Genomic DNA, 20,778 nt, shown 5'->3' on the forward strand with positions numbered 1-20,778 from the left:
CCACTTTATTTCGAAAGTGGTTTGAATTATTTCTATAATTTACGATCAGAGATAAATGCGAAGAATACCATTGCAATTGCATTGATTGCAAGAACATTAATCGCGAAAACCATACTTGTACGGTCTGCAATTGATCCAATAATTTGAGGGGTAATGATTCCACCTAATGCAGCACATGTAAGCAATAAGGCTAAACGTTTTTGGTTCCCAATAACATATTTTGATGTATTCGCAATACTTGTTGGATAGATTCCTGCAAGACATAATCCAAGTCCTAAAATCGAAATTGTAATAATGACTGGATTCATTGTTGATACAAGACCAAAGAATGCGATTGCGGCTCCAACGGTATAAACCAACACCAGTTTGGATCCTTTAACTTTTTGAGAAATAAATGCAGTCATTAAACGTCCAATCATTATCATAATCCATGTCAAGGAAACTAAGGTTGCAGCAAATGCGTCGGACAAAATGTTCATACTCTTTAAGTAGGTCATAAACCAACCGTTAATCGTATTCTCCAAACCTAGATAGAAGAACATAACAAATGCAACTGCAAAGAAAGCGAAGTCTAATTTTTGCGTTTCCACAACATTTGTGGATTTTTGTTGTCCATTTAAATCGAGATCCATGGTGAGATAATTAATCCATGAAATGGTTGTAATTGCAGTTAAAAATAGAATGAGTTGATTAAAGTCAAATCCAATTTTTTTCAAACCAATAATTACAAAGGATGCAAGACCGGCACCAATCGCAAAAATTGTATGAAGCATATTCATGTCTCGTGACTTATTATCACTAAGATCATTAACGATGGCATTACTTAAAATACTTACGGCACCACGTCCAATTCCCATTAAGATAAATCCAAGCCATAATATTTTACGAATGGATTCTGTAAATACTACAATCGATAAAAAACTTAAGGGTACAAGTGCAGCGAGAATACCAATCGCAATTTTGTTTCCGAAGCGTTCAGATACAAAGGGACTGATAAAGTTAGAAAGTAGGTTACCTACCGCAAACATTGAGAGTAAGGTTCCTGCATCGCTATAAGAGAGATTCAGGTTTGTAATAAGGTCTGGCATAATTGCGCCAATACCTAGGATAAAGATCCCACTTAAGAAGAAACTAAAGTAGGTTCTTAAGATTGTTTTGTTTTTCATATTGTTATTCTTTCCTCCACAAATCATCACGTATCGGTGACGACAACACTAACCATTCTAATTAAGTAAACCGGTTTTGTCAAACAAACCTCTCTACTTTGATTGAATTGGCATCAATGGATCTTTTTATTTTGAATTAAGACACTTTTTACTTGCGTGAATTCTGTCGCTCACGCATAATAGAATTATTAATAAGGAGGGCGCTATGATCCCAATTACAATTATTTCTGGGTTTTTAGGATCTGGAAAAACAACATTCATCAATCAAATTCTACGTGAGTCTCAAGACGATACAATTGGTTTAATTATCAATGAAATTGGATCTGTAAACCTGGATAAAGCATTTATTAAATATGATCAAGATCGTATTTTTGAAATTAACAGTGCGTGTTTATGTTGTGTCGATGATCGTGAATTTGAACGTGCGATTCTAGACTTAAAGCAACAGTTTGAGGCCCAAAAGATGCACTTGAAGTCAATCATCATTGAAACAAGCGGACTTGCGGAAGTAAATCCCTTAATTCAAACGATTTTAAAGTCACAACCAATCCAAAACCATTTCTTTTTAAACGAAATTATTACCCTTGTGGATGCACTCAATGGGGATCAAGCATTGGAACACTACCGTGAATCGTTGGAGCAAATCGCTTTTGCTGATCGGATTTACATCACGAAAGCCTCATCAACACCGTATTCCCTTTTAGGTAAGTTAAAAGCTATTAATCCATTAGCTCCAGTTTCTCTTTTAAAACAGGATCAAACTTATCTTCATCTTTTAAATGAAGACCGTTTTGATGCATCACATACCAAGTATGCCTCGTTAAATCAAACGGTTTTAAATCAATCGCATGAAACCAAACATCATCGTCATTCACACGTGGATACCTTGACACTTTACGCTGAAAATCCACTATCTTTTTCTGATTTTAAAGAGTGGCTTGTGGAACTGGTAGAATCAATGGGACATGATCTTCTTCGTTATAAAGGGCTTTTGTCGGTAGAGGGAATCGATGCATCCATTGTCGTTCAGGGGGTTGCGAGCACCTTTATGATTGATTATGGTGATGAAAACCAAGAAACGCAAAGTCATTTCGTAGTTATCGGTCGAAATATAAATGTTGAGCAAATAACGTTATCGTTTAAAGCGCTGGAGCGTCGGAAGGAGTAAGACAATGTTTATTGTTAAAATAATGCAGTATGAGCGTCATCATACATTAGGGATCTTTGATACAGAAGCAAATGCGCTTAACTTTATCAAACAAATTCCTCATATTGAAATTGAACAGTACCAAATTGAAGGGGTCGAAGAACCGTTTACGGATTACTCGATCAATCGAGAAAACTTGCCTGATTATGAGGAAATTCACTACCGTGGTAAGCGTGTCCCAATCACAAAACACATGTTTGTTCCTAATGAACGAATTTCGGTCTTTGTGATTCCAGTAGTATACATGGATAGTTCAGAGACAGGGATGGTTGATGATGCAACCCAAGTGGATGCATATCTTGTAACCAATGAAGAAGTAGCGTCTTATATTGATAAACGTGAATTTCTTGCACGAAAAATAATGGAAGAAGCAGATGCTCGTGGTTTTAGAAATATCGAACGTGCGTATGCGGGATCTGAAGATGGAGAAGCAATTATCGCCATGGATTCAATGGGAAACAGTCGTTTTTTAACGCATCTCGATGCAAGTCTTGTTGACCAATTTGAATTTAATGATGATGAGACGTTAAAACGGATTTTGAAACATACATTTGAATAAGTTATGACCGCTTTTAAAGGGTATCAAAAAAAACGCTCGCAGGTTTTGTTGAGCGTTTTTTTTAGATTTTATTGAAATAATCGTTGCGCTTCTCGAATGCCACGTCGCGTGAGCTCAAAACCACCAACAACCCATAGTTTCGTATAACCCGCTTCTTGGAGTAACGTGATGCTCTCTTTAACCTGTTCTTCATCTAGGTCGAGGTTTGAAGCAATTTCTTGTATGAATGAACTGTTGAAATTAGAAACCGTTCGCGAACAATCTTTTCGATCACAACGGGTTTGGTACAAAAGATAAAGCTGTTGCAACACATCGTATTGTTGTTTTTCCATAAAATGCCTCCTTTGTCTCGATTATATCATGTGTTTGTGAAAGGTCATGGTTGTTGACTTGGAGGATTGATGAATCTAAGATTGAGTTAGAAAGTAGGGGATTGTATGAAGGGAATTGTTATTGATGAAATTATGCAAACGGAGGATGCTTTTATATCGACTTCAATAGATGCATATTCGTTAAAAAATGTTGCAGAAGATGAGTTGATTCTACATCTTTTTCAACATAAAGGCATCAATATGGGTGTTGATGATGTAAGAATGGATGATTTTGATAAAGGGCTTGCGTTTTACCAAAAACAAGGACAACCGGTTATGATTCGTAACTCGGGGGGTCGTTCAATCGTGGCGGATGAAGGGGTTTTGAATATGTCACTTACATTTCATTCTTCTGCGTCGATGAACGATAACTACCTTATGTATGGTGATTTTATTCGTGAAGCACTTCAACCCATTTCAAATAAAATTGAGATATATAAAGTAACGGGTGCATATTGTCCTGGTGATACGGATATGAGTATACACGGGAAAAAGTTCTGTGGTACTGCGCAACGTCGTTCAGGGTCAAAAACATCAATGGTATGTTACATTAGTGTCTGCGGTGACCAAATAAAACGAGGTGAACTGGTGCGAGATTTTTATGCTCACTGCCGGGGCGATGTCGTCGATGTTAATCCCCATTCCATGGAATCATTGGACATGCTTACAGGGTATGAATTGACACCACGATACATCGGTGATCTTCTGATTCATGAACTATCTAAGCGTTGTGATTTTATTGAGTTTCGAAAACGGGATGATTTAGATCAAAATCAATTTCAAGAGGCAATGCAACGTACACAAGATCATAACCAAAGGCTGTTACCGTAATGATTCGAATCATGTATAATGGACTTTGAGGTGGATTATGAAAAAAATTGTTAATGGACTTTTGAGTTTGCTTGTAATTGTTGCTATGTTCGTATTGGTTGGCACATTGATGGTACAATCCCAATTGGGACAGATCTCTTCATTTATTGAACCAACATTTATGGATGTTGAAACACAGGTAGCGCACTACTTTGAGCCGATTCGCGCCATGATTCCAGAACCAAAGCAAAATGAGTTTGATGCATTGCAAAAAGAGGTCGTTCAAAATCCAAAATTTCAAGAAATTTCTGAAACACTGGTAACGAATGCTTTAAGTGATGTCGTGACGGGTGACATCAGTATGAATGAGCTTGCATTAAAGGGAGAGGTTCAATCCTATATTGAATCCTATGCCCCTGAAATTGAGTCATTGAGCGAGGGCAATGTTTCGGTTGAAGAAGTCAGTGCAGTTGTGGAGGAGGCTTTAAATCATCCCGATGTGCAGCGTACGTATGAAACCATCATTACTCGTGTTCAACAAGAACTTTCTCCCAACCAACAACGCGTGTTAACTGGGGTTCATTGGTTTATGAACAAACGCAGTAAGATTATCATAGGGACCCTTGTCAGTATAGCACTCATTCTTTTAACGCTCATGCTTATGAATACGGGCTGGCATTGGACGAAACTTTTTGGGAAGATTGCATTCATTACAGCCGCTTTAATGCTTGCACTCTATCTTATTTCGCCTGTAATCCTGGATGCTCTCCAACAGCGCTTCGGTACGGAAATTTCATTGAAACAGAATCCCTTTAGGACATGTCTATGGATGGCTTTGGGGAATTTTGGAATGAGTCTGTTATTTAAAATTATGAGTCGATTGGAAGCATAAAAAAACAAACATCGCTAAATACTTCAGTGATGTTTGTTTTTCTTTTGGGAAAAAAACTTACTTTGCATGTGTGATTGTTTTAATTTTCTCGATAAAATATTCAGGAAGTGGCACTTCAAATTGCATGAGTTTTAAACTTTTAGGGTGAATAAATTCAAGTTTTGAAGCACAAAGGTATTGGCCACTTTGATCTGCATCAAGCGGGTGCCCGTATTGGGGGTCACCATGAAGCGGAATCTTAGCGTAAAGCGCATGAACACGTATTTGATGTGTTCTTCCAGTTTCAAGTTTACAACGAATCAAACTTGAGTTTATATAAGTTTCAACTTTCTCGAAATGGGTTCGGGCTGGTTTGCTCCGTGCTTGATTCACAGTCATAATCTTGGTGTTTGATTTATCAGGGCCGATGGGCGCATCAACCAGAACATGGGCCTGTGGCAATACGCCGTGAACTAAGGCGTAATACGTTCGATTCATTGTTTTATCAAGCAACTGCTCAGCGAGAAATTGATGTGTTTTATCATCTTTGGCAACGACAAGAAGTCCAGATGTATTTCGGTCAATGCGATGAACAAGACCGGGGCGAATATAGTGATCTTTGTTGTGATTTAAATAATAGATCAATCCATGAAGTAACGTATCAGATTTAACACCATGACCCGGATGTACGACAAGGCCTCTGGGTTTATTCACGACAAGAAGGTATTCGTCTTCGTAAACGACATCAATGTTCATTTTAACAGGTTCTATATCCAATGTTTTTACTTGATAGGTTGAAGCGGTAATACAATCATTGAGCTTCGTTTTGTAATTTGCTTTCGTGGGCATATCGTTACATAAGATGGTTCCATCTTTGATCATACTCGCAATTTTACTTCGTGATAGGTCTAGGTGTTCATTTAAAAAATGGTCAATGCGTTGTCCAATTGTCTTCGACGTAATAATCCATGATTCCATATTCATACCTCTATTTTTTACTTGGAAATTATATCATGTGGTGAATCCAGATAAAAGCCTAAAAAGAGAAGAATAGTATCGCGCAAAACAATTGTTAATTTGAGGTGAAATTACACAAGTGCGTGCATTTCGGACACTATTTAGATTTCACTTCTTAAAAATATATGAATTCAAATGATTTCACATGATTAATGCGTTGTTTATCGTTTATAATTTCTTGACGAGGTGGATTATGAGACGAACAGTTATGATGATTTTAGCAATTCTATTTTTAGGATTAGCCCTGTTGGGTGTATTGCTCCCAGTGCTACCCACAACGCCCTTTTTGTTATGTGCATCCATATGTGGTGCAAAGAGTTCTGACCGATTTCATCACTGGTTAACGCATACGTCGGTATATCAAAATCATTTGGATGATTTTGTCACGAAACATACGATGAAGCGAAAAACTAAAAAGAAAATTTTATGCTTGGCTACGATCATGATGGCGTGTGCTTTTTATTTTTCAAAGAATTTTTACGCACGCATCATAATCGGTTTGCTTATTCTGTTTAAATATTATTATTTTATCTTTAAAATTGCAGATGAAGATGACGTAACGATGCTGGAGGATTCAAAGTATGATCAATATTCAACTCATAAAGACTGTTGAGGAAGCAAAAAAACCAATTTTGGAAACAGTTTTTTATAAATGGGTCGCACTCATTACAAATATCGTATTAACGTATGTTTTTGTTAAGGTTTTAGGCGACCATTATATAGGCATGTCGTTCCATGTTCCATTTTATTTTTGGATTGCCCTTGTTTTAAAGGGGATTGCAATTTTTAAAAGCTCGCGTGCAATGCAAAAGACAAGTTCATGTGTAAAAATTAAAATGCGATCGTTAATTTTTGGGAAGATCTTTGAGCTTGGATCAGATTATCAATCGGTTTTAACGAGCAGTGAAATTACGCAAGTTTCGACAGAAGGGGTTGAACAACTCGAAAATTATTTTGCCCTTTATACACCCCAATTTATTTATAGTCTTCTTGCACCTTTAACACTCTTTGTGTTTTTGCTTCAGTATTCTTTTCGTGTAGCGTTTGTTCTTTTTATTTGTGTTCCGTTGATTCCTTTATCAATCATTGTAATTCAGAAGCTTGCCAAAAAATTATTAAATAAGTATTGGTCGAAATACACACGTTTAGGCGATCATTTTCTTGAGAACCTTCAAGGTCTGACAACCTTAAAAGTCTTTGATGCAGATCGTTTGCGTCAAGAACAAATGGATGAGGATGCCGAATCTTTTCGGAAAGTGACCATGCGGGTTTTGATTATGCAATTGAATTCTATATCCGTGATGGATTTGGTCGCCTATGGGGGAGCCATGTTGGCACTTGTCATTTCAGTTTTTGCTTATAAATCAGGGACTCTCTCCCTAACAGGAATGTTACTCTTTATTTTACTTTCATCCGAGTTTTTTATTCCAATGCGCCAGCTGGGTTCCTATTTCCATATCGCAATGAATGGAATGGCTGCAAGCGAGAAAATATTTAAATTACTTGCAACGGAGGCAGATTGTAAAAAGATCTTATCGGACTCATTCAGTGATCAAGGGTATGTTGTCGAAGACGTATCGTTTTCATATACAGATTCGCCCGTTTTATCAAAAATAAACTTTTATGCAGAGTCCCATGAATTTATTGGTATTGTTGGTGAAAGTGGCTCGGGGAAGAGCACGTTGGTCGCCTTGCTTATGGGACGCATTCTTCCGCAATCCGGACACCTCTATTTTGGTGGTCAAGAGATTAACTGCAGTCAACTTTATAAACATGTAACATATGTAAGTCATGACAGTATTATCTTTAAGGGGAGTGTCCGCGAAAATCTGATGATGGGCGGTTCTTATTCCGATGAGAGTCTTAAAGCATGTTTAAATCGTGTAAATCTTGAGTTATGTCTTGATCATGAAATTAAGGAACGTGGCTCTAATCTTTCTGGAGGACAAAAACAACGTTTGGCTCTTGCACGTGCTTTAGTTCACGATACCCCATTCTATATTTTTGATGAAGTAACGTCCAATATTGATGTTGAGAGTGAAATGATTATTCTTAATACCATTCAACAACTTCGTCATGACGGAAAAGGGATTATTATGATTTCTCACCGTTTGGCAAACTGTTTTGAATGTGATCGCATTTACGTACTTGATCAAGGTGAGATTGTTCAATGTGGTGATCACCATACCCTTATGGAAACGCCTGGGGTTTATCAAGAACTTGTAAAAGCACAACAAGATCTTGAAAACTATATTTTCTTGGAGGCATGTTAACGATGAAAAAGCGAACTGGATTAGGTATTATGAAAAGTCTTGTAGGGTTTGTAAAGCCACTCTATCTTCCGATGTTGGGCGCAATTACCCTTGGCGTACTAGGGCATTTCGCGGCCATCGGAATTCCTTATTTATCAGCACGTATTGTAGTCGAAATTATTGAAAGCAATTCATTTACTTTTTTACTCATCATTCTTATTTGCAGTGGCTTATTAAGAGGGGTGTTTCGATATGGTGAACAAGCTTTAAATCATTTTATAGCTTTTAAACTGTTAGCCCATATCCGTCATCAAGTTTTTGAGAAATTAAGAGCCCTGGCCCCCGCAAAATTAGAGACAAAAGATCGCGGAAATTTAATTGCAATGATAACCAATGATGTAGAGTTATTAGAAGTGTTCTATGCCCATACGATTTCGCCCATTATTATTGCAGTGATAATTTCCGTTACAGTGGTTCTCACAATTGCTTTCCGAGCTGGAACCATAGCATTGATTTCTTTAAGTGCACTGCTTCTTGTAGGTGTTGTTATCCCAATTATGAGCAGTAAATTAGGAAATGAACTGGGACTTGAGATACGAAATGACTTAGGAGACTTAAACACACGGGTTTTGGATTCAATTCGAGGTATTGAAGAACTGGAACAATATCAAAATTCACAACGAACCATGGATTTACTCAAACAACGAACATATGATCTTAATGAAAAGCAAAATCCACTCAATCGATATCAAAGTCTGATGCGCGTGGTAGTTGATTTCATCATCATGCTGTCAGGATTTGCGATTCTTTATTATGGAAGAAATCTGGATTTCAAAATTCTATTACTGATATTTACGTTGCATATGAGTTCGTTTGGCCCAGTCATTGCATTGTCAAATTTGAGTGGTGATTTGTATCATACATTAGCGAGCGGACAACGAATTCTTGACTTATTGGATGAAAAGCCCCAGGTTGACGCGGTTTCAGTTGGTGAAAAAGAACCCTTTAACGAAGCATCCATGCGGGATGTAACCTTTAAATATGACCAAGAAGTGATTTTGGATGGGATTTCGATGAACATCGGTAAAAATAAAATTATTGCACTTACTGGTGAAAGCGGTGCGGGTAAATCCACCATTTTGAAACTGTTTATGCGTTTTTGGGATGTGAACGAGGGCAGTGTTCACATTAATGATCTTAATATTAAGGAAATTGAAACCCAACATCTAAGAAGTATTGAAAGTATGATGAGCCAAGATACGGATATCTTTAAAGATACAATTAAGAATAATATTGCTTTGGTTAGACCGAATGCAACCGAGGATGAAATTTATAAGGCAGCAAACCAAGCCTCAGTTCATGATTTTATCATGACCCTTCCTTCAGGGTATGATACGATGATGGAAGAACTTGGAAGTAACTTATCATCTGGAGAACGTCAACGTATTGGATTAGCACGCGTCTTTTTACATGGAGGCGATTTTATCCTTTTAGATGAACCCACAAGCAATTTAGATAGCCTTAATGAGGCTGTAATCTTAAAATCGATTGTAGCTTACAAACAAGACAAAACCATTCTCATTGTATCCCATCGAGCTTCAACTCTTAGAATTGCGGATGAGGTATGGAAACTTGAAAATGGAACATTAAGCCAGGTATCATAAACCGACGGAGGGATAACTATGATTGGTCGAATCTGTAATATTCAAGGACATGATTATCTTATTGTTGAACACCAAGACAACATCGTTTTTCTTAGTACTGCAGAGGATCTTGATTTTTTTAAACGAAAATTTAAAGTGGATCATTTAGAATTGGACATGCAGGCCTGTGAGGAAGTCGTAGAACAATTAAACGAATATCTATCAGGTGAGCGTACATGCTTTGATTTTCGCTACCAGTTGATTGGCACATCCTTCCAGTGTCAAGTGTGGGAAGGGCTTCAATCCATACCTTATGGATCCACGATCAGTTACGAGGCTCTGTCAGACATGTTGTTTACAACACGGAAGACGCGTGCTGTTGCTCGCGCGGTCTCTCAAAATCCACTACTTCTTTGTGTACCTTGTCATCGGGTTATTGGGAAAAATGGGGCACTAACAGGATTTCGAGGCGGACTCACTTTAAAACAGACCCTTCTAAAACTTGAAAAGGACATCGATTAAGAAATAATCGGAAATTTACGCCTTTGAATGTGTTCTTTGCATGATTATAAAAAAGGCGAGAAGATTTCATTTATGATAAAAACCCACTTTTAAGTGGGTTTTTATATGTTTAAATGGAACTAATCAAAAAAATCACATGAAATTCCGCAAATGCTAAGAATACAATTTGAAATGGGTTAATTGTCCTACACGCAATCAAAAAAGCGCTTACAATGTAAATGTAAACATAGAAGGTCGCACAACCCATGGGAATTAGACACTCTATGTTCGGTTGATGAAAGTGTTCCTGATCAGTTCACTTTCAAAACCTAGAAAAAAAGAAAAGAGGAAACGTAATGAGCGCAATTAGAGTTACAAGCGAAATTGGAACGCTTAAAAAAGTTTTATTACATAGACCTGGTAGGGAGCTTTTAAACCTTACTCCCGATACACTAGAACGTCTTCTATTCGATGACATTCCTTACCTTAAGGATGCACAAGATGAGCATGACAAGTTTGCTCAAGCACTTCGTGATAACGATATTGAAGTTGTTTACCTTGAAGATTTAATGGCAGAAGTAATTAAAGATTCAAATCTACGTAAACAATTCTTAGATCAATTCATTGAAGAAGGCGGCATCAAAACCAAACGTGAACACGACATGGTTTACAATTTCTTAGATTCAATTAAAGATGAAAAAGAACTTGTATTAAAAACAATGGAAGGTGTTCGCACACATGAACTTGATCATTCAGGTAAAAAGTCATTAGTTGAAATGGCTGGAGAGGTTCAAGATTTAATCTTGGATCCACTTCCAAACCTTTACTTTACACGTGACCCATTTGCATCAATTGGTGATGGTGTAAGCTTGAATCGTATGTATTCTGTAACACGTAATCGTGAAACAATCTATGCAGACTACATCTTCAAATATCATCCAGAATACAAAGGAAATGTTCCTTACTATTATGATCGTACAGCAGATTTCCACATTGAGGGTGGCGATATCCTAAACATCAACGCTAAAACATTAGCGATTGGGATTTCACAACGTACACAAGCTCAAGCAATTGAAGACATCGCACATAATATCTTCAATGTTGAGGGCACAGAAATTGAAACAATTCTTGCAATTGATATTCCAAGCAGTCGTGCATTTATGCACTTGGATACAGTGTTTACACAAGTTGACTATGACAAATTTACAATTCACCCAGGTATCCTTGGACCACTTCAAGTATTTGAGATTACTAAAGGTACAAATGGTGATGTGAATATTGTTAAGATTGATACCGATCTGGAATCCATCTTATCAAAACATGTTGGACGTCCTGTAACATTAATTAAATGTGGTGGGGAAGACATGATGGCTTCAGAACGTGAACAATGGAATGATGGTTCCAATACATTAACAATCGCACCAGGTGTTGTTGTTGTGTATGACCGTAACGAAATTAGTAACGAGTTATTAAAATCACATGGACTCAAATTAATCGAGTTGCGTGGTGCCGAACTTGTTCGTGGTCGTGGAGGCCCTCGTTGCATGAGTATGCCATTAGTTCGTGAAGATATTTAATAAAAAATAATATAAAGGAGATTAAGATCACATGGGAGTAAATTTAAGCGGAAGAAGCTTCTTAAAGCTTTTGGATTTCACATCAGAAGAAATTAGATATTTAGTAGACTTATCAAAAGAGTTTAAAAATTTAAAACTTACAGGAACACCACACCGTTACCTCGAAGGAAAAAACATCGTATTACTTTTTGAAAAAACGTCAACACGTACACGTTGTTCATTTGAAGTAGCAGGTATGGACTTGGGTATGGGTGTTACATACTTAGATCCAGGTAGTTCCCAAATGGGTAAAAAAGAAAGCATTCCTGATACAGCACGCGTACTTGGTCGCATGTATGATGGAATCGAATATCGTGGTTATGCACAAGAAATTGTTCAAGCATTAGCAGATGATGCAGGCGTTCCAGTATGGAATGGTTTAACTACAGAATTCCACCCAACGCAAATGATCGCAGACTTACTTACAATTGAAGAAAACTTCGGTTATCTCAAAGGTCTAAACTTTGTATTTATGGGGGATGCTCAAAATAACGTTGCAAACTCACTTATGGTAGCATGTGCAAAAATGGGTCTTAACTTTACAGCTTGTGGACCAAAAGCACAAATGCCACACGCAGAATTAGTTAAAGAATGCCGTGCAATCGCAAAAGAAAACGGATGTACTGTAACATTAACTGAAGATGTTAAAAAAGCAACAACAGGTGCTCATGTCATTTACACTGATATTTGGGTATCAATGGGTGAACCTGATAGTGTTTGGGAAGAACGTATTAAACTCTTAAGTCCATATCAAGTAAATAGTGATGTTATGGCAAATGCAGTTGATGATGCAATCTTCTTACACTGCTTACCTTCATTCCACGATCTTAAGACTACAATTGGACAAGAAATCCATGAAAAATATGGTTTAAAAGAAATGGAAGTAACAAACGAAGTATTTGAATCAAAACAATCAAAAGTCTTCAATGAAGCAGAAAACAGAATGCATACGATCAAAGCTGTGATGTATGCAACACTTAAGTAGGCGATTTCTATGGGAAAACGTATTGTAATCGCTCTTGGTGGTAATGCACTCGGTAATAATGCTGAAGAGCAAATCGAGCTCGTTAAACAAACAGCACAAACAATCGTTGATATGGCTGAAGAAGGCTATGAAGTGATCGTGGGTCACGGTAATGGTCCTCAAGTAGGTATGATTAATTTGGCAATGGAGTTCGCTGCAAATAATGGCGGTGGAACTCCAGCCATGCCTTTTCCAGAATGTGGGGCGATGAGTCAAGGCTACATTGGATATCATCTACAACAAGCTATTCAAAACGAATTGCGTAAACGTAAAATAGATAAACACTGTGCAAGTGTTGTGACTCAAATGATTGTGGACGAAAACGACCCAGCATTTGAAAAACCAACGAAACCTGTAGGACTCTTCTATACTGAAGAAGAATCTGTGAAACTTGCAGCAGAAAAGGGATACAGTTTTATGGAGGATGCAGGACGTGGGTATCGTCGTGTCGTCGCTTCACCATTACCAAAAGAAATCGTTGAAATTGATCTTATTAAGCAATTAACAGGTCAAGGCGATATTGTCATTACAGTCGGTGGTGGCGGTATTCCTGTTATAGAAACAGCTGAAGGTTATAAAGGGGTTGCAGCTGTTATTGATAAAGATCGTTCTTGCTCAAAGCTTGCTCTTGACCTAAATGCCGATATGCTTATTATTTTAACGGCAGTGGATCGTGTTTGCATTCACTACAACACACCACAACAAGAAGAACTTGCAACGATGAATGTTGCAGAAGCAAAACAATACATCAAGGAAGGCCATTTTGCTCCTGGAAGTATGTTGCCTAAGATTGAAGCGTGTTTGGATTTTGTTGAACATGCATCAGAGGGTCAAGCTCTTGTTACATCACTTGTGAGAGCAAAAGATGCACTTGCAGGCGTTACCGGAACGATCATCGAAAAATAGTCAATCTATATAGATGACATACGGAGGAGAAAAATATGGCAAAAGAAAAGAAATCTAGAAAAATGCTTTCATCGTTTTCAATTCTTTTCATCATTCTGTTTGTTTTAGCTCTTGTAACAGTCTTAATTCCTGATGTAACAAGTGCTACATTATCAACAGTCATGATGGCTCCAGTTAAAGGTTTTGCAGATGCGATTGATGTCTGTGTGTTTGTTATGATTCTAGGGGGATTTTTGGGACTTGTAACAAAAACTGGTGCATTGGATGCGGGGATTGCTGCTTTAGTTAAAAAACTTAAAGGTAATGAACTTGTAATTATTCCAGTATTAATGACACTCTTCTCAATCTGTGGCTCTACCTACGGAATGCTTGAAGAAACTGTGCCATTCTATGCACTGCTTACTGCAACCATGGTTGCAGCAGGGTTTGACGCTGTTGTTGGTTCCGCAGTTGTCTTGCTTGGTGCGGGTGCTGGGGTACTTGGATCGACAATTAACCCATTTGCAGTTGGTGCAGCTCTGGATGCCATTCCTAAAGACATTCCAGTAAATAATGGACTTGTTATGTTAATTGGTCTTGTATTATGGATTTCCGCACTCTTAATCTCAATTTACTTTGTAATGAGTTATGCGAAAAAAGTTAAACAAGATAAAGGATCTACCATCCTTTCACTTCAAGAACAACAAGAAATTGATAAACATTATGGACATGCAGAAGGTGCAACCGCTGTTGAATTAACCGGAACACACAAAACAGTTCTTATTTTGTTTGGTATTACATTCTTAGTAATGATTCTTTCCTTTATTCCATGGGGATCCTTTGGAATTACATTCTTTGATAGCTGGACTGCTTGGTTAACAGGAATTCCATTTGGAGAATGGTATTTCCAAGAAGCAACAACATGGTTCCTGCTCATGGGTATCATTATTGGTATTGTTGGTAAACTTAACGAGAAAGAAATCGTCGATACATTCATGGATGGCGCTGCCGATATGATGAGTGTTGTTCTCGTTATTGCATTAGCACGTGGTGCTTCAGTTCTTATGACTGAAACAGGACTAGATGTTTACATCTTAACCAATGCTGCAAACGCACTAAAAGGGGTGTCTGGAATCATCTTTGCACCGCTTGCATACTTACTCTATCTCGTACTAACCTTCCTTATTCCTTCCTCATCAGGACTTGCAACTGTGTCGATGCCAATTATGGCTCCACTTGCATCTGAATTAGGCTTTAGTCCTGAAGTTATGGTAATGATCTTTGTAGCGGGTAGTGGTCTTGTCAACCTCTTTACTCCAACATGTGGAGCTATCATGGGTGGTCTTGCAATCGCCAAAGTTGAATACTCTACATGGATTAAATTCTCGAAGAAAATTATTCTAATAATTGCGATCGTAAGTGTTATTATCCTAACCGGAGCGATGCTTATAATTTAAACTATAATAAAAAAATGAATCAAGGAATGGATGTTGCCTTCCATTCCTTTTTCTTTTAGCAAGATATTAACAATCTTCCAGAACATGACAATGCTTATTTACGATTATCGATATGTATCTTGGTGAGATTGATTTCGATATATTGGTGTTTCAAGGGGTTTTAAGTTTATTTAACGTGTAAGATGCCAATCCTTGCACGTTTTATTTTTGTCGTAAAACATGATTAAGATTAAATAATTTATGCTGTAAGAGGGCAATCTAGGTACTGTAAAAAAGTGTTTTTTTAGTGTACAATAAGAGTGTAATCAAGAAGTGTGAAAGGGGGTATATTTCATGGACTTTGTAACTGAAATACAAGGTAAAAACTGCTCTCGATTTGATAAGCGAAAGCTATGCAGTTTTGACATGGAATTTATTGACTTACCAACCTATCCGATCATTCATCAGGCGTCACGCTTTCTCTTTATCAAAAAAGGTGAGGGAACGATTTTGATTGACGGTATAAGTTATCCTATTAGAGAAAATTCTCTTATCGCAATTCTTCCTTGGGAAATTACAGAAATTGAGAGCGTGGCCAGGCCCCTCCAATTTGTGCGCATAATCTATAATATCGATTACATTTCTCAAGCGATGAAGTGTGGAGCGAATCCAAGTAATGATATGATTGCTGTGACAGGACCCTTAGAAAAAAATCACGTGATTCAATGTACTGCCAAAGAGGCAGACGTTATTTTAAAGGTTTTAGATGAAATTCGTGATGAAGTCGGCGTTGAATCAAACCTCGACATTCCTGAAGAACAAAGTTTATCGAAACTTTACGTCACTAATAAATTGATCGAACTTGTCATTCATTTCCAACGATTTGCGAATAAGAAGGAATGTAAGATGAAGTCAAATCAAGAAATTGAACTTGATCATCGTTATAAAATTTTCAAATATTTATACTCGCATTTGAGTGAAAAATTAACACTTTCGAAACTATCAGGCTTTTTCTATATGAGTGAGTCTGCCATCAGTAAGTACATTTATGATGTAACAGGGTTGTCTTTTACTGCGTTACTTAATGAGATGCGTATTGTGAAATCCTTAGACTTGCTTATTTATACAGGGATGTCACTGAGTGAGATTGCGGAATTGACGGGATTTGCAGATGCATCACATTTATCAAAAGTATATAATGAACGTATTGGAACCACACCGAATGAATATCGTAAGATTTATCGAAATATTCATCAAGTGATTAATGATAAGGAATTAAGTCTTTCTTATCAAGTTTTAAATTACATGTATAACAACTACAAAGAAAACTTAAAAATTCAAGAAGTAGCGGATAAGTTCAACATACCACTTGTTGAGTTAAATTTGATTCTGCTTTTCCAAGTTGAAATGAACTTTGAAGACTTCTTGAATTATCTTAGGATCAATAAGTCGTGTGAGCTCCTCTTATCAACCGATTTGGCGATTGTCGACATCGGCATCGCTGTAGGTTATAACAACAGTAAAACATTTCATCGAAACTTTGTAAAACAAAAAAACATGACACCAGGCATCTTCCGTAAGTCGGTAACCATGCCAAGTGGTAATGTAGAAGATCCGGTAGAATTAATTCGTGCAACCATTTCCTAAAAAGACGATCCAAGAATCGTCTTTTTTTCTTTTCTGCAAATATCATTGAACAATGTGAACTTATTGTGATAAATTATAAGGGAAGAAATGAGGCATTGGATGTTTAAACCAACAATAATAGCAGTATCATTATCCGTGTCAATTCTAGCTTTTGGTTCAATTCCCGCTAAAGAAGATGAAAAGCGTCCTCAAATTCGGGTGAATTCAATTGAACGTCCTGCAATCAATGTAGATGGGTCCCATCAAGATAAATATGTTGAATTGCTGCAAAGTTCTGAGCATAAGGCACCCATTTTGAGTGAGGAATTTATCCAAGCGCGCGTTGAACCTTGGACGTACATTGTTCTATATACAAGTGTTCTTGTGGTTGTGGCTATTGGATCAATTTGTTATATTAAGCAAAAACAAGAACGTATCTAAGTTAGGGATGACACATTATTTACTTAAAACAACATGATTTCCATGTTGTTTTTTGTTATATTAGTTAGGTATCATCGTGGAGGTAATTATGAATATTGATAAAGGTGTAATTCATTCATTAGATCGAGATTTACAATCAATGATTCTATCAGAAAAACCCTTAAATTTTAATACATCAAAAGATGTGGAGCCTTTTATTGCGAAACTCGCGAAAGCATTTCAAACAAGCCCAACAGCTTCAAAAGCAAAACTAAACCCAGGAAGTCCTTTTTTAAGTCTTATTGGTACGCCAATTAATTTTATGGAAGAAACTCAAAAACTTGCAAAACGTTGGTTTGACCATCATATTGCAGCGATGACGGTTGAGAGTACAAATCTCTTGTTTGCTATGGTTGATATGGGTGATTTTGTTTCACTTGCAATGTTTGAAGTGTTAAGCAAAAACGGTTATATCAAAATTACGCAAAATGAGCACGGATTAGAAAATGCTTTAGTGCATAATCAAGCGATTCTTCCGGAAACGTTTGCGAGTGTCAAAAATGCATTTATGGTTAACCTCACAACTGGGGAAACTTTGGTTAAATTTCAAGATATTCGTTATCGAGAACTTCTGGAATCACTTTTAGATTGTCAGATTATTGCGAATTCTAAGACGAGTTTTCAAGTTGTGGATACACTTGTAAGTACCATCTCAGAAGTTCGAGACGATTCTCATTTTGAAAATATCGTTAAAGCGAAGCAAGTGATTACCGATAATGTTGATTTTTTTGATGAAATAGAGCCTAAACAAATTTTAAAAGAAGTATTTGACACCTTTTCAGAGGAAGAGGAACGTTTAATCGATGAGACGTTTGAGCACGAACATGTTCACGATATGATCAATTTAAAAATGGTTAATCGTACACAGGCAGCAAAGAAACATCGTATTGTTACGGAGTCGGGGATTGAGATTATTTTACCCCTCGATATTTTAGATATCAGTGACATTGTTAATATCTCTACAGATATTAACGGGAAGGTGTCGATTGAGCTTAAAGATATTGGGAAAATTCTGTAGAACAATTTATCCTCTATAGCCTATTTTAAAAAGGTATTTGACGAGGGAATTGAGTGAAATTTCAGATAATTTCGTTTTCTCTTAAATATACTTTGACACGGTGCATGCACTTCGATATACTCTATCTATAACGGAGGGGCATTATGAAAAAAATAGCCATAATATGTGATTCATCAGTGTCATTTACGCAAGCTGAAATTGAAGCATTTGACGTATATATTGCACCATTGACCATTATCCATAATAACACTGTATACATTGATCAAGTTACTATCACGGAACAAGAAGTAAATGATTTATTACGAAATCATGAAGTCGTAAAAACGTCTCAACCCAACCTTGGGACGATTTATGAACTGTTTGAAAACGTAATGGGCAAAGATTATGATCATATTTTTGCTTTAAGCATTGGAACGGCTTTATCCGGAACCTATAGTTCGATGGAAATGGTGAAACAAGATTTAAAGATTACAAATATGACTGTTATCAATACGTATTCCATCACGGGTCCGGTTCAACAAGCGGTGCGTGCGATTCGTAAGATGAATGAAGAAAATTACACGGTTGAACAAATTGAAGTTTACCTGGATCATTTCTTCTCAAACCAAGTGTCCTACATCTATCCTCAGTCGCTTGATCAAGTGATTGCAAGCGGTCGGGTTTCCAAAACGGCTGCGAAAGTTGCGAGTTTACTCAAAATTAAGCCGGTTTTGTATTTGGAAAATAAAGGTCAATCCATTGAAAAACTGGGTGTTGCCCGCTCGGAACGTAGAATTTTTTCCTTATTGGTCAATGATTTGATTCACCATGAAGTGAAACCGGATACGCATGATATCTATCTGCTCCACAGTGAAGGGTTAGATACTTTAAAACGGTTCCAAGATTTCCTCACAGAATCACTAGGTCCGTTCACAGTTAGAATTGTGAATCTACCCGCCGCAGTCGCAACCCATGCGGGTATTGGTACTTTAGCGCTTCAATGGTGCTATAAAATATAACAAACAATCTTAAAACCATTCGCGAAAACGCCAATGGTTTTTTTTATCCTAAGGATTGTAGTTTGAATATGCGAAGCGATGACATCCTGTGGTATAATATTTACAAATCGAGGTGATGGTATGTATTTGTTTATTTATAATCCAAAAGCGGGCGTCTCGCAACGTAATGAACTGAATGAGTTCATCCACTGTCTAAATCAAAGTAAAATTCGGTTTGATTTATTTCTGACGGATCTTAATTATGGTCCAGTAGAGATTATGGATGAAGTGGAACACACATATGAAGGTTATATTATTGCGGGTGGTGATGGAACGGTTAGTCAGATGGTTCAGGGATTATATAATCACAAGATCCAAAAACCTCTCATTATTCTACCTATTGGAACGGCAAATGAGATTTCCAAGAATTTAGGGAATGTTGCACATATTACAGATATACTCAGTAACCTTGAAAATTTAACGGAACGTCCAGTTGATTTGGGTGTGTTAAATGAAACGGATTGTTTTACGTTTGCCCTCACATTTGGGAATTTTACGGAGGTTACTTATAAAACACCTCAAAACCTTAAAAATTGGCTAGGTTATCGTGCATATTTGATTTATGGTTTTCTCACGTTTCGTCGCATTCATGCATATGGTTTAAAGGTTCGAATTGATGATACCTTGTTTTCGGGAAGTTTTGTTTTTGGCGGGATTACAAATTCCAAGTCGGTTGGCGGCATTTTCCACTATGATGAAAATGATATTGAACTTTCAGATGGTTTGTTTGAGGTAATGTTAATTCGTAAACCCAAAAATGTTTCGCAAATTCGACAAATACTTAAAGGCATGATGAGTCGTGAATACGATAATGAAATGTTCATTATTCGTCAGTGTCGTGAAGTTGAAATTGAATCGGATACCATGATGTCGATGAATATCGATGGTGAGTTCGCGGGTGATATGTCATCGTTTAAGGCAACCAACCATAAGGAAATCTTAACGTTAATGGATTATAAAGGGGTGAAATCTGATGATTAGTCAATTAGAACAATTTCGCTTGGATAAGCTTGCGGAAGCCATTGAAATTCAATCAGTTTTAAGTCCTAAACAAGCAAAGGTTTTGGCTTTAGAATTGTATCAAGAAATCGATTGGGATGATGTGCATGTCCGTTCCAAGAGTTTTCAACGCCTTGTAACACCGTTACTTCATGAACGAAATGTTATGCGCTCACAGCATGAGCGTACGTGTTCAATCAAGCGTGGTTTTAAATTTAAGCGCTAATCGCATATTCATTCAGATCACTTACCAGGAGGAA

21 protein-coding genes are annotated in these 20,778 nt (G+C 37.1%); 18 read left to right on the forward strand and 3 right to left on the reverse strand.

Features of this window, described 5'->3' with window-relative positions; genetic code table 11:
* Nucleotides 1-32: 32 nt before the first annotated feature.
* Nucleotides 33-1,166: an MFS transporter gene (locus AAG186_RS04120; protein WP_161636507.1), complete on the reverse strand. Its 1,134-nt coding sequence runs from the start codon at nt 1,164-1,166 to the stop codon at nt 33-35.
* Nucleotides 1,167-1,371: 205 nt separating this feature from the next.
* Here AAG186_RS04120 and AAG186_RS04125 point away from each other — a divergent pair, with 205 nt between their 5' ends.
* Nucleotides 1,372-2,334: a GTP-binding protein gene (locus AAG186_RS04125; protein WP_200542392.1), complete on the forward strand. Its 963-nt coding sequence runs from the start codon at nt 1,372-1,374 to the stop codon at nt 2,332-2,334.
* Nucleotides 2,335-2,338: 4 nt separating this feature from the next.
* Nucleotides 2,339-2,932, forward strand: a complete 594-nt coding sequence (locus AAG186_RS04130) for a hypothetical protein (protein ID WP_331836050.1) — start codon at nt 2,339-2,341, stop codon at nt 2,930-2,932.
* A 68-nt stretch (nt 2,933-3,000) separates the two neighbouring features.
* Here AAG186_RS04130 and AAG186_RS04135 read toward each other — a convergent pair whose 3' ends face one another.
* Nucleotides 3,001-3,264, reverse strand: a complete 264-nt coding sequence (locus AAG186_RS04135; RefSeq protein ID WP_125164559.1) for a signal peptidase — start codon at nt 3,262-3,264, stop codon at nt 3,001-3,003.
* Nucleotides 3,265-3,369: 105 nt separating this feature from the next.
* Between AAG186_RS04135 and AAG186_RS04140 the strand changes: the two genes are divergently transcribed.
* Nucleotides 3,370-4,134: a protein ligase gene (locus AAG186_RS04140; protein WP_342622082.1), complete on the forward strand. Its 765-nt coding sequence runs from the start codon at nt 3,370-3,372 to the stop codon at nt 4,132-4,134.
* A gap of 37 nt (nt 4,135-4,171) precedes the next feature.
* On the forward strand, nt 4,172-5,005 hold the full coding sequence (locus tag AAG186_RS04145; protein WP_342622083.1) for a hypothetical protein: 834 nt from the start codon (nt 4,172-4,174) through the stop codon (nt 5,003-5,005).
* Nucleotides 5,006-5,062: 57 nt separating this feature from the next.
* Here the strand turns inward: AAG186_RS04145 and AAG186_RS04150 are convergent, their stop codons facing one another.
* Entirely contained in the window at nt 5,063-5,962 is a 900-nt protein-coding gene (locus AAG186_RS04150) for an RluA family pseudouridine synthase (RefSeq protein WP_161636502.1), read from the reverse strand.
* Nucleotides 5,963-6,194: 232 nt separating this feature from the next.
* On the opposite strand from AAG186_RS04150, the gene AAG186_RS04155 reads away from it, so the two are divergent.
* From AAG186_RS04155 to AAG186_RS04220, 14 genes are all read left to right on the forward strand, one after another.
* Nucleotides 6,195-6,614 carry a YbaN family protein gene (locus tag AAG186_RS04155; RefSeq protein WP_125164555.1) on the forward strand — a complete coding sequence of 140 codons (420 nt, stop codon included), beginning with the start codon at nt 6,195-6,197 and terminating at the stop codon, nt 6,612-6,614.
* Nucleotides 6,583-8,274 (forward strand): ABC transporter ATP-binding protein/permease, encoded by a 1,692-nt coding sequence (locus AAG186_RS04160; protein ID WP_342622084.1) that lies wholly within the window; start codon nt 6,583-6,585, stop codon nt 8,272-8,274. The genes AAG186_RS04155 and AAG186_RS04160 overlap by 32 nt, the downstream gene beginning before the upstream one ends.
* 2 nt (nt 8,275-8,276) lie before the next feature.
* A complete protein-coding gene (locus AAG186_RS04165; protein ID WP_342622085.1) occupies nt 8,277-9,917 on the forward strand; it encodes an ABC transporter ATP-binding protein in 1,641 nt (546 codons plus the stop codon).
* 18 nt (nt 9,918-9,935) lie between these two features.
* Complete coding sequence (locus AAG186_RS04170; protein ID WP_331836039.1) at nt 9,936-10,418, forward strand: methylated-DNA--[protein]-cysteine S-methyltransferase; 483 nt, start codon at nt 9,936-9,938, stop codon at nt 10,416-10,418.
* Between the two features lie 335 nt (nt 10,419-10,753).
* Nucleotides 10,754-11,974, forward strand: a complete 1,221-nt coding sequence (gene arcA / locus AAG186_RS04175) for an arginine deiminase (RefSeq protein ID WP_125164553.1) — start codon at nt 10,754-10,756, stop codon at nt 11,972-11,974.
* A gap of 31 nt (nt 11,975-12,005) precedes the next feature.
* Complete coding sequence (argF, locus tag AAG186_RS04180) at nt 12,006-12,998, forward strand: ornithine carbamoyltransferase (RefSeq protein ID WP_125164552.1); 993 nt, start codon at nt 12,006-12,008, stop codon at nt 12,996-12,998.
* 9 nt (nt 12,999-13,007) lie between these two features.
* The gene (gene arcC, locus AAG186_RS04185) at nt 13,008-13,943 is read left to right on the forward strand and encodes a carbamate kinase (RefSeq protein WP_200542396.1); all 936 of its coding nucleotides are present in this window, start codon (nt 13,008-13,010) and stop codon (nt 13,941-13,943) included.
* A 35-nt stretch (nt 13,944-13,978) separates the two neighbouring features.
* On the forward strand, nt 13,979-15,379 hold the full coding sequence (locus AAG186_RS04190; protein WP_161636497.1) for a YfcC family protein: 1,401 nt from the start codon (nt 13,979-13,981) through the stop codon (nt 15,377-15,379).
* A gap of 333 nt (nt 15,380-15,712) precedes the next feature.
* A complete protein-coding gene (locus AAG186_RS04195) occupies nt 15,713-17,005 on the forward strand; it encodes a helix-turn-helix domain-containing protein (protein WP_342622086.1) in 1,293 nt (430 codons plus the stop codon).
* A 99-nt stretch (nt 17,006-17,104) separates the two neighbouring features.
* Nucleotides 17,105-17,425: an acriflavin resistance protein gene (locus AAG186_RS04200; protein ID WP_161636496.1), complete on the forward strand. Its 321-nt coding sequence runs from the start codon at nt 17,105-17,107 to the stop codon at nt 17,423-17,425.
* 88 nt (nt 17,426-17,513) lie between these two features.
* Nucleotides 17,514-18,482 (forward strand): nucleoid-associated protein, encoded by a 969-nt coding sequence (locus tag AAG186_RS04205; RefSeq protein ID WP_342622087.1) that lies wholly within the window; start codon nt 17,514-17,516, stop codon nt 18,480-18,482.
* A gap of 143 nt (nt 18,483-18,625) precedes the next feature.
* The gene (locus AAG186_RS04210; RefSeq protein WP_125164547.1) at nt 18,626-19,480 is read left to right on the forward strand and encodes a DegV family protein; all 855 of its coding nucleotides are present in this window, start codon (nt 18,626-18,628) and stop codon (nt 19,478-19,480) included.
* Between the two features lie 120 nt (nt 19,481-19,600).
* On the forward strand, nt 19,601-20,500 hold the full coding sequence (locus AAG186_RS04215; RefSeq protein ID WP_161636494.1) for a YegS/Rv2252/BmrU family lipid kinase: 900 nt from the start codon (nt 19,601-19,603) through the stop codon (nt 20,498-20,500).
* Entirely contained in the window at nt 20,493-20,744 is a 252-nt protein-coding gene (locus tag AAG186_RS04220) for a penicillinase repressor (RefSeq protein WP_161636493.1), read from the forward strand. Before AAG186_RS04215 ends, AAG186_RS04220 begins: the two co-directional genes overlap by 8 nt.
* Nucleotides 20,745-20,778 lie beyond the last annotated feature (34 nt).

The sequence above is a fragment of the Erysipelothrix sp. P66 genome (assembly GCF_038682365.1).
In the GTDB taxonomy this organism is placed as follows: domain Bacteria; phylum Bacillota_I; class Bacilli_A; order Erysipelotrichales; family Erysipelotrichaceae; genus Erysipelothrix; species Erysipelothrix piscisicarius.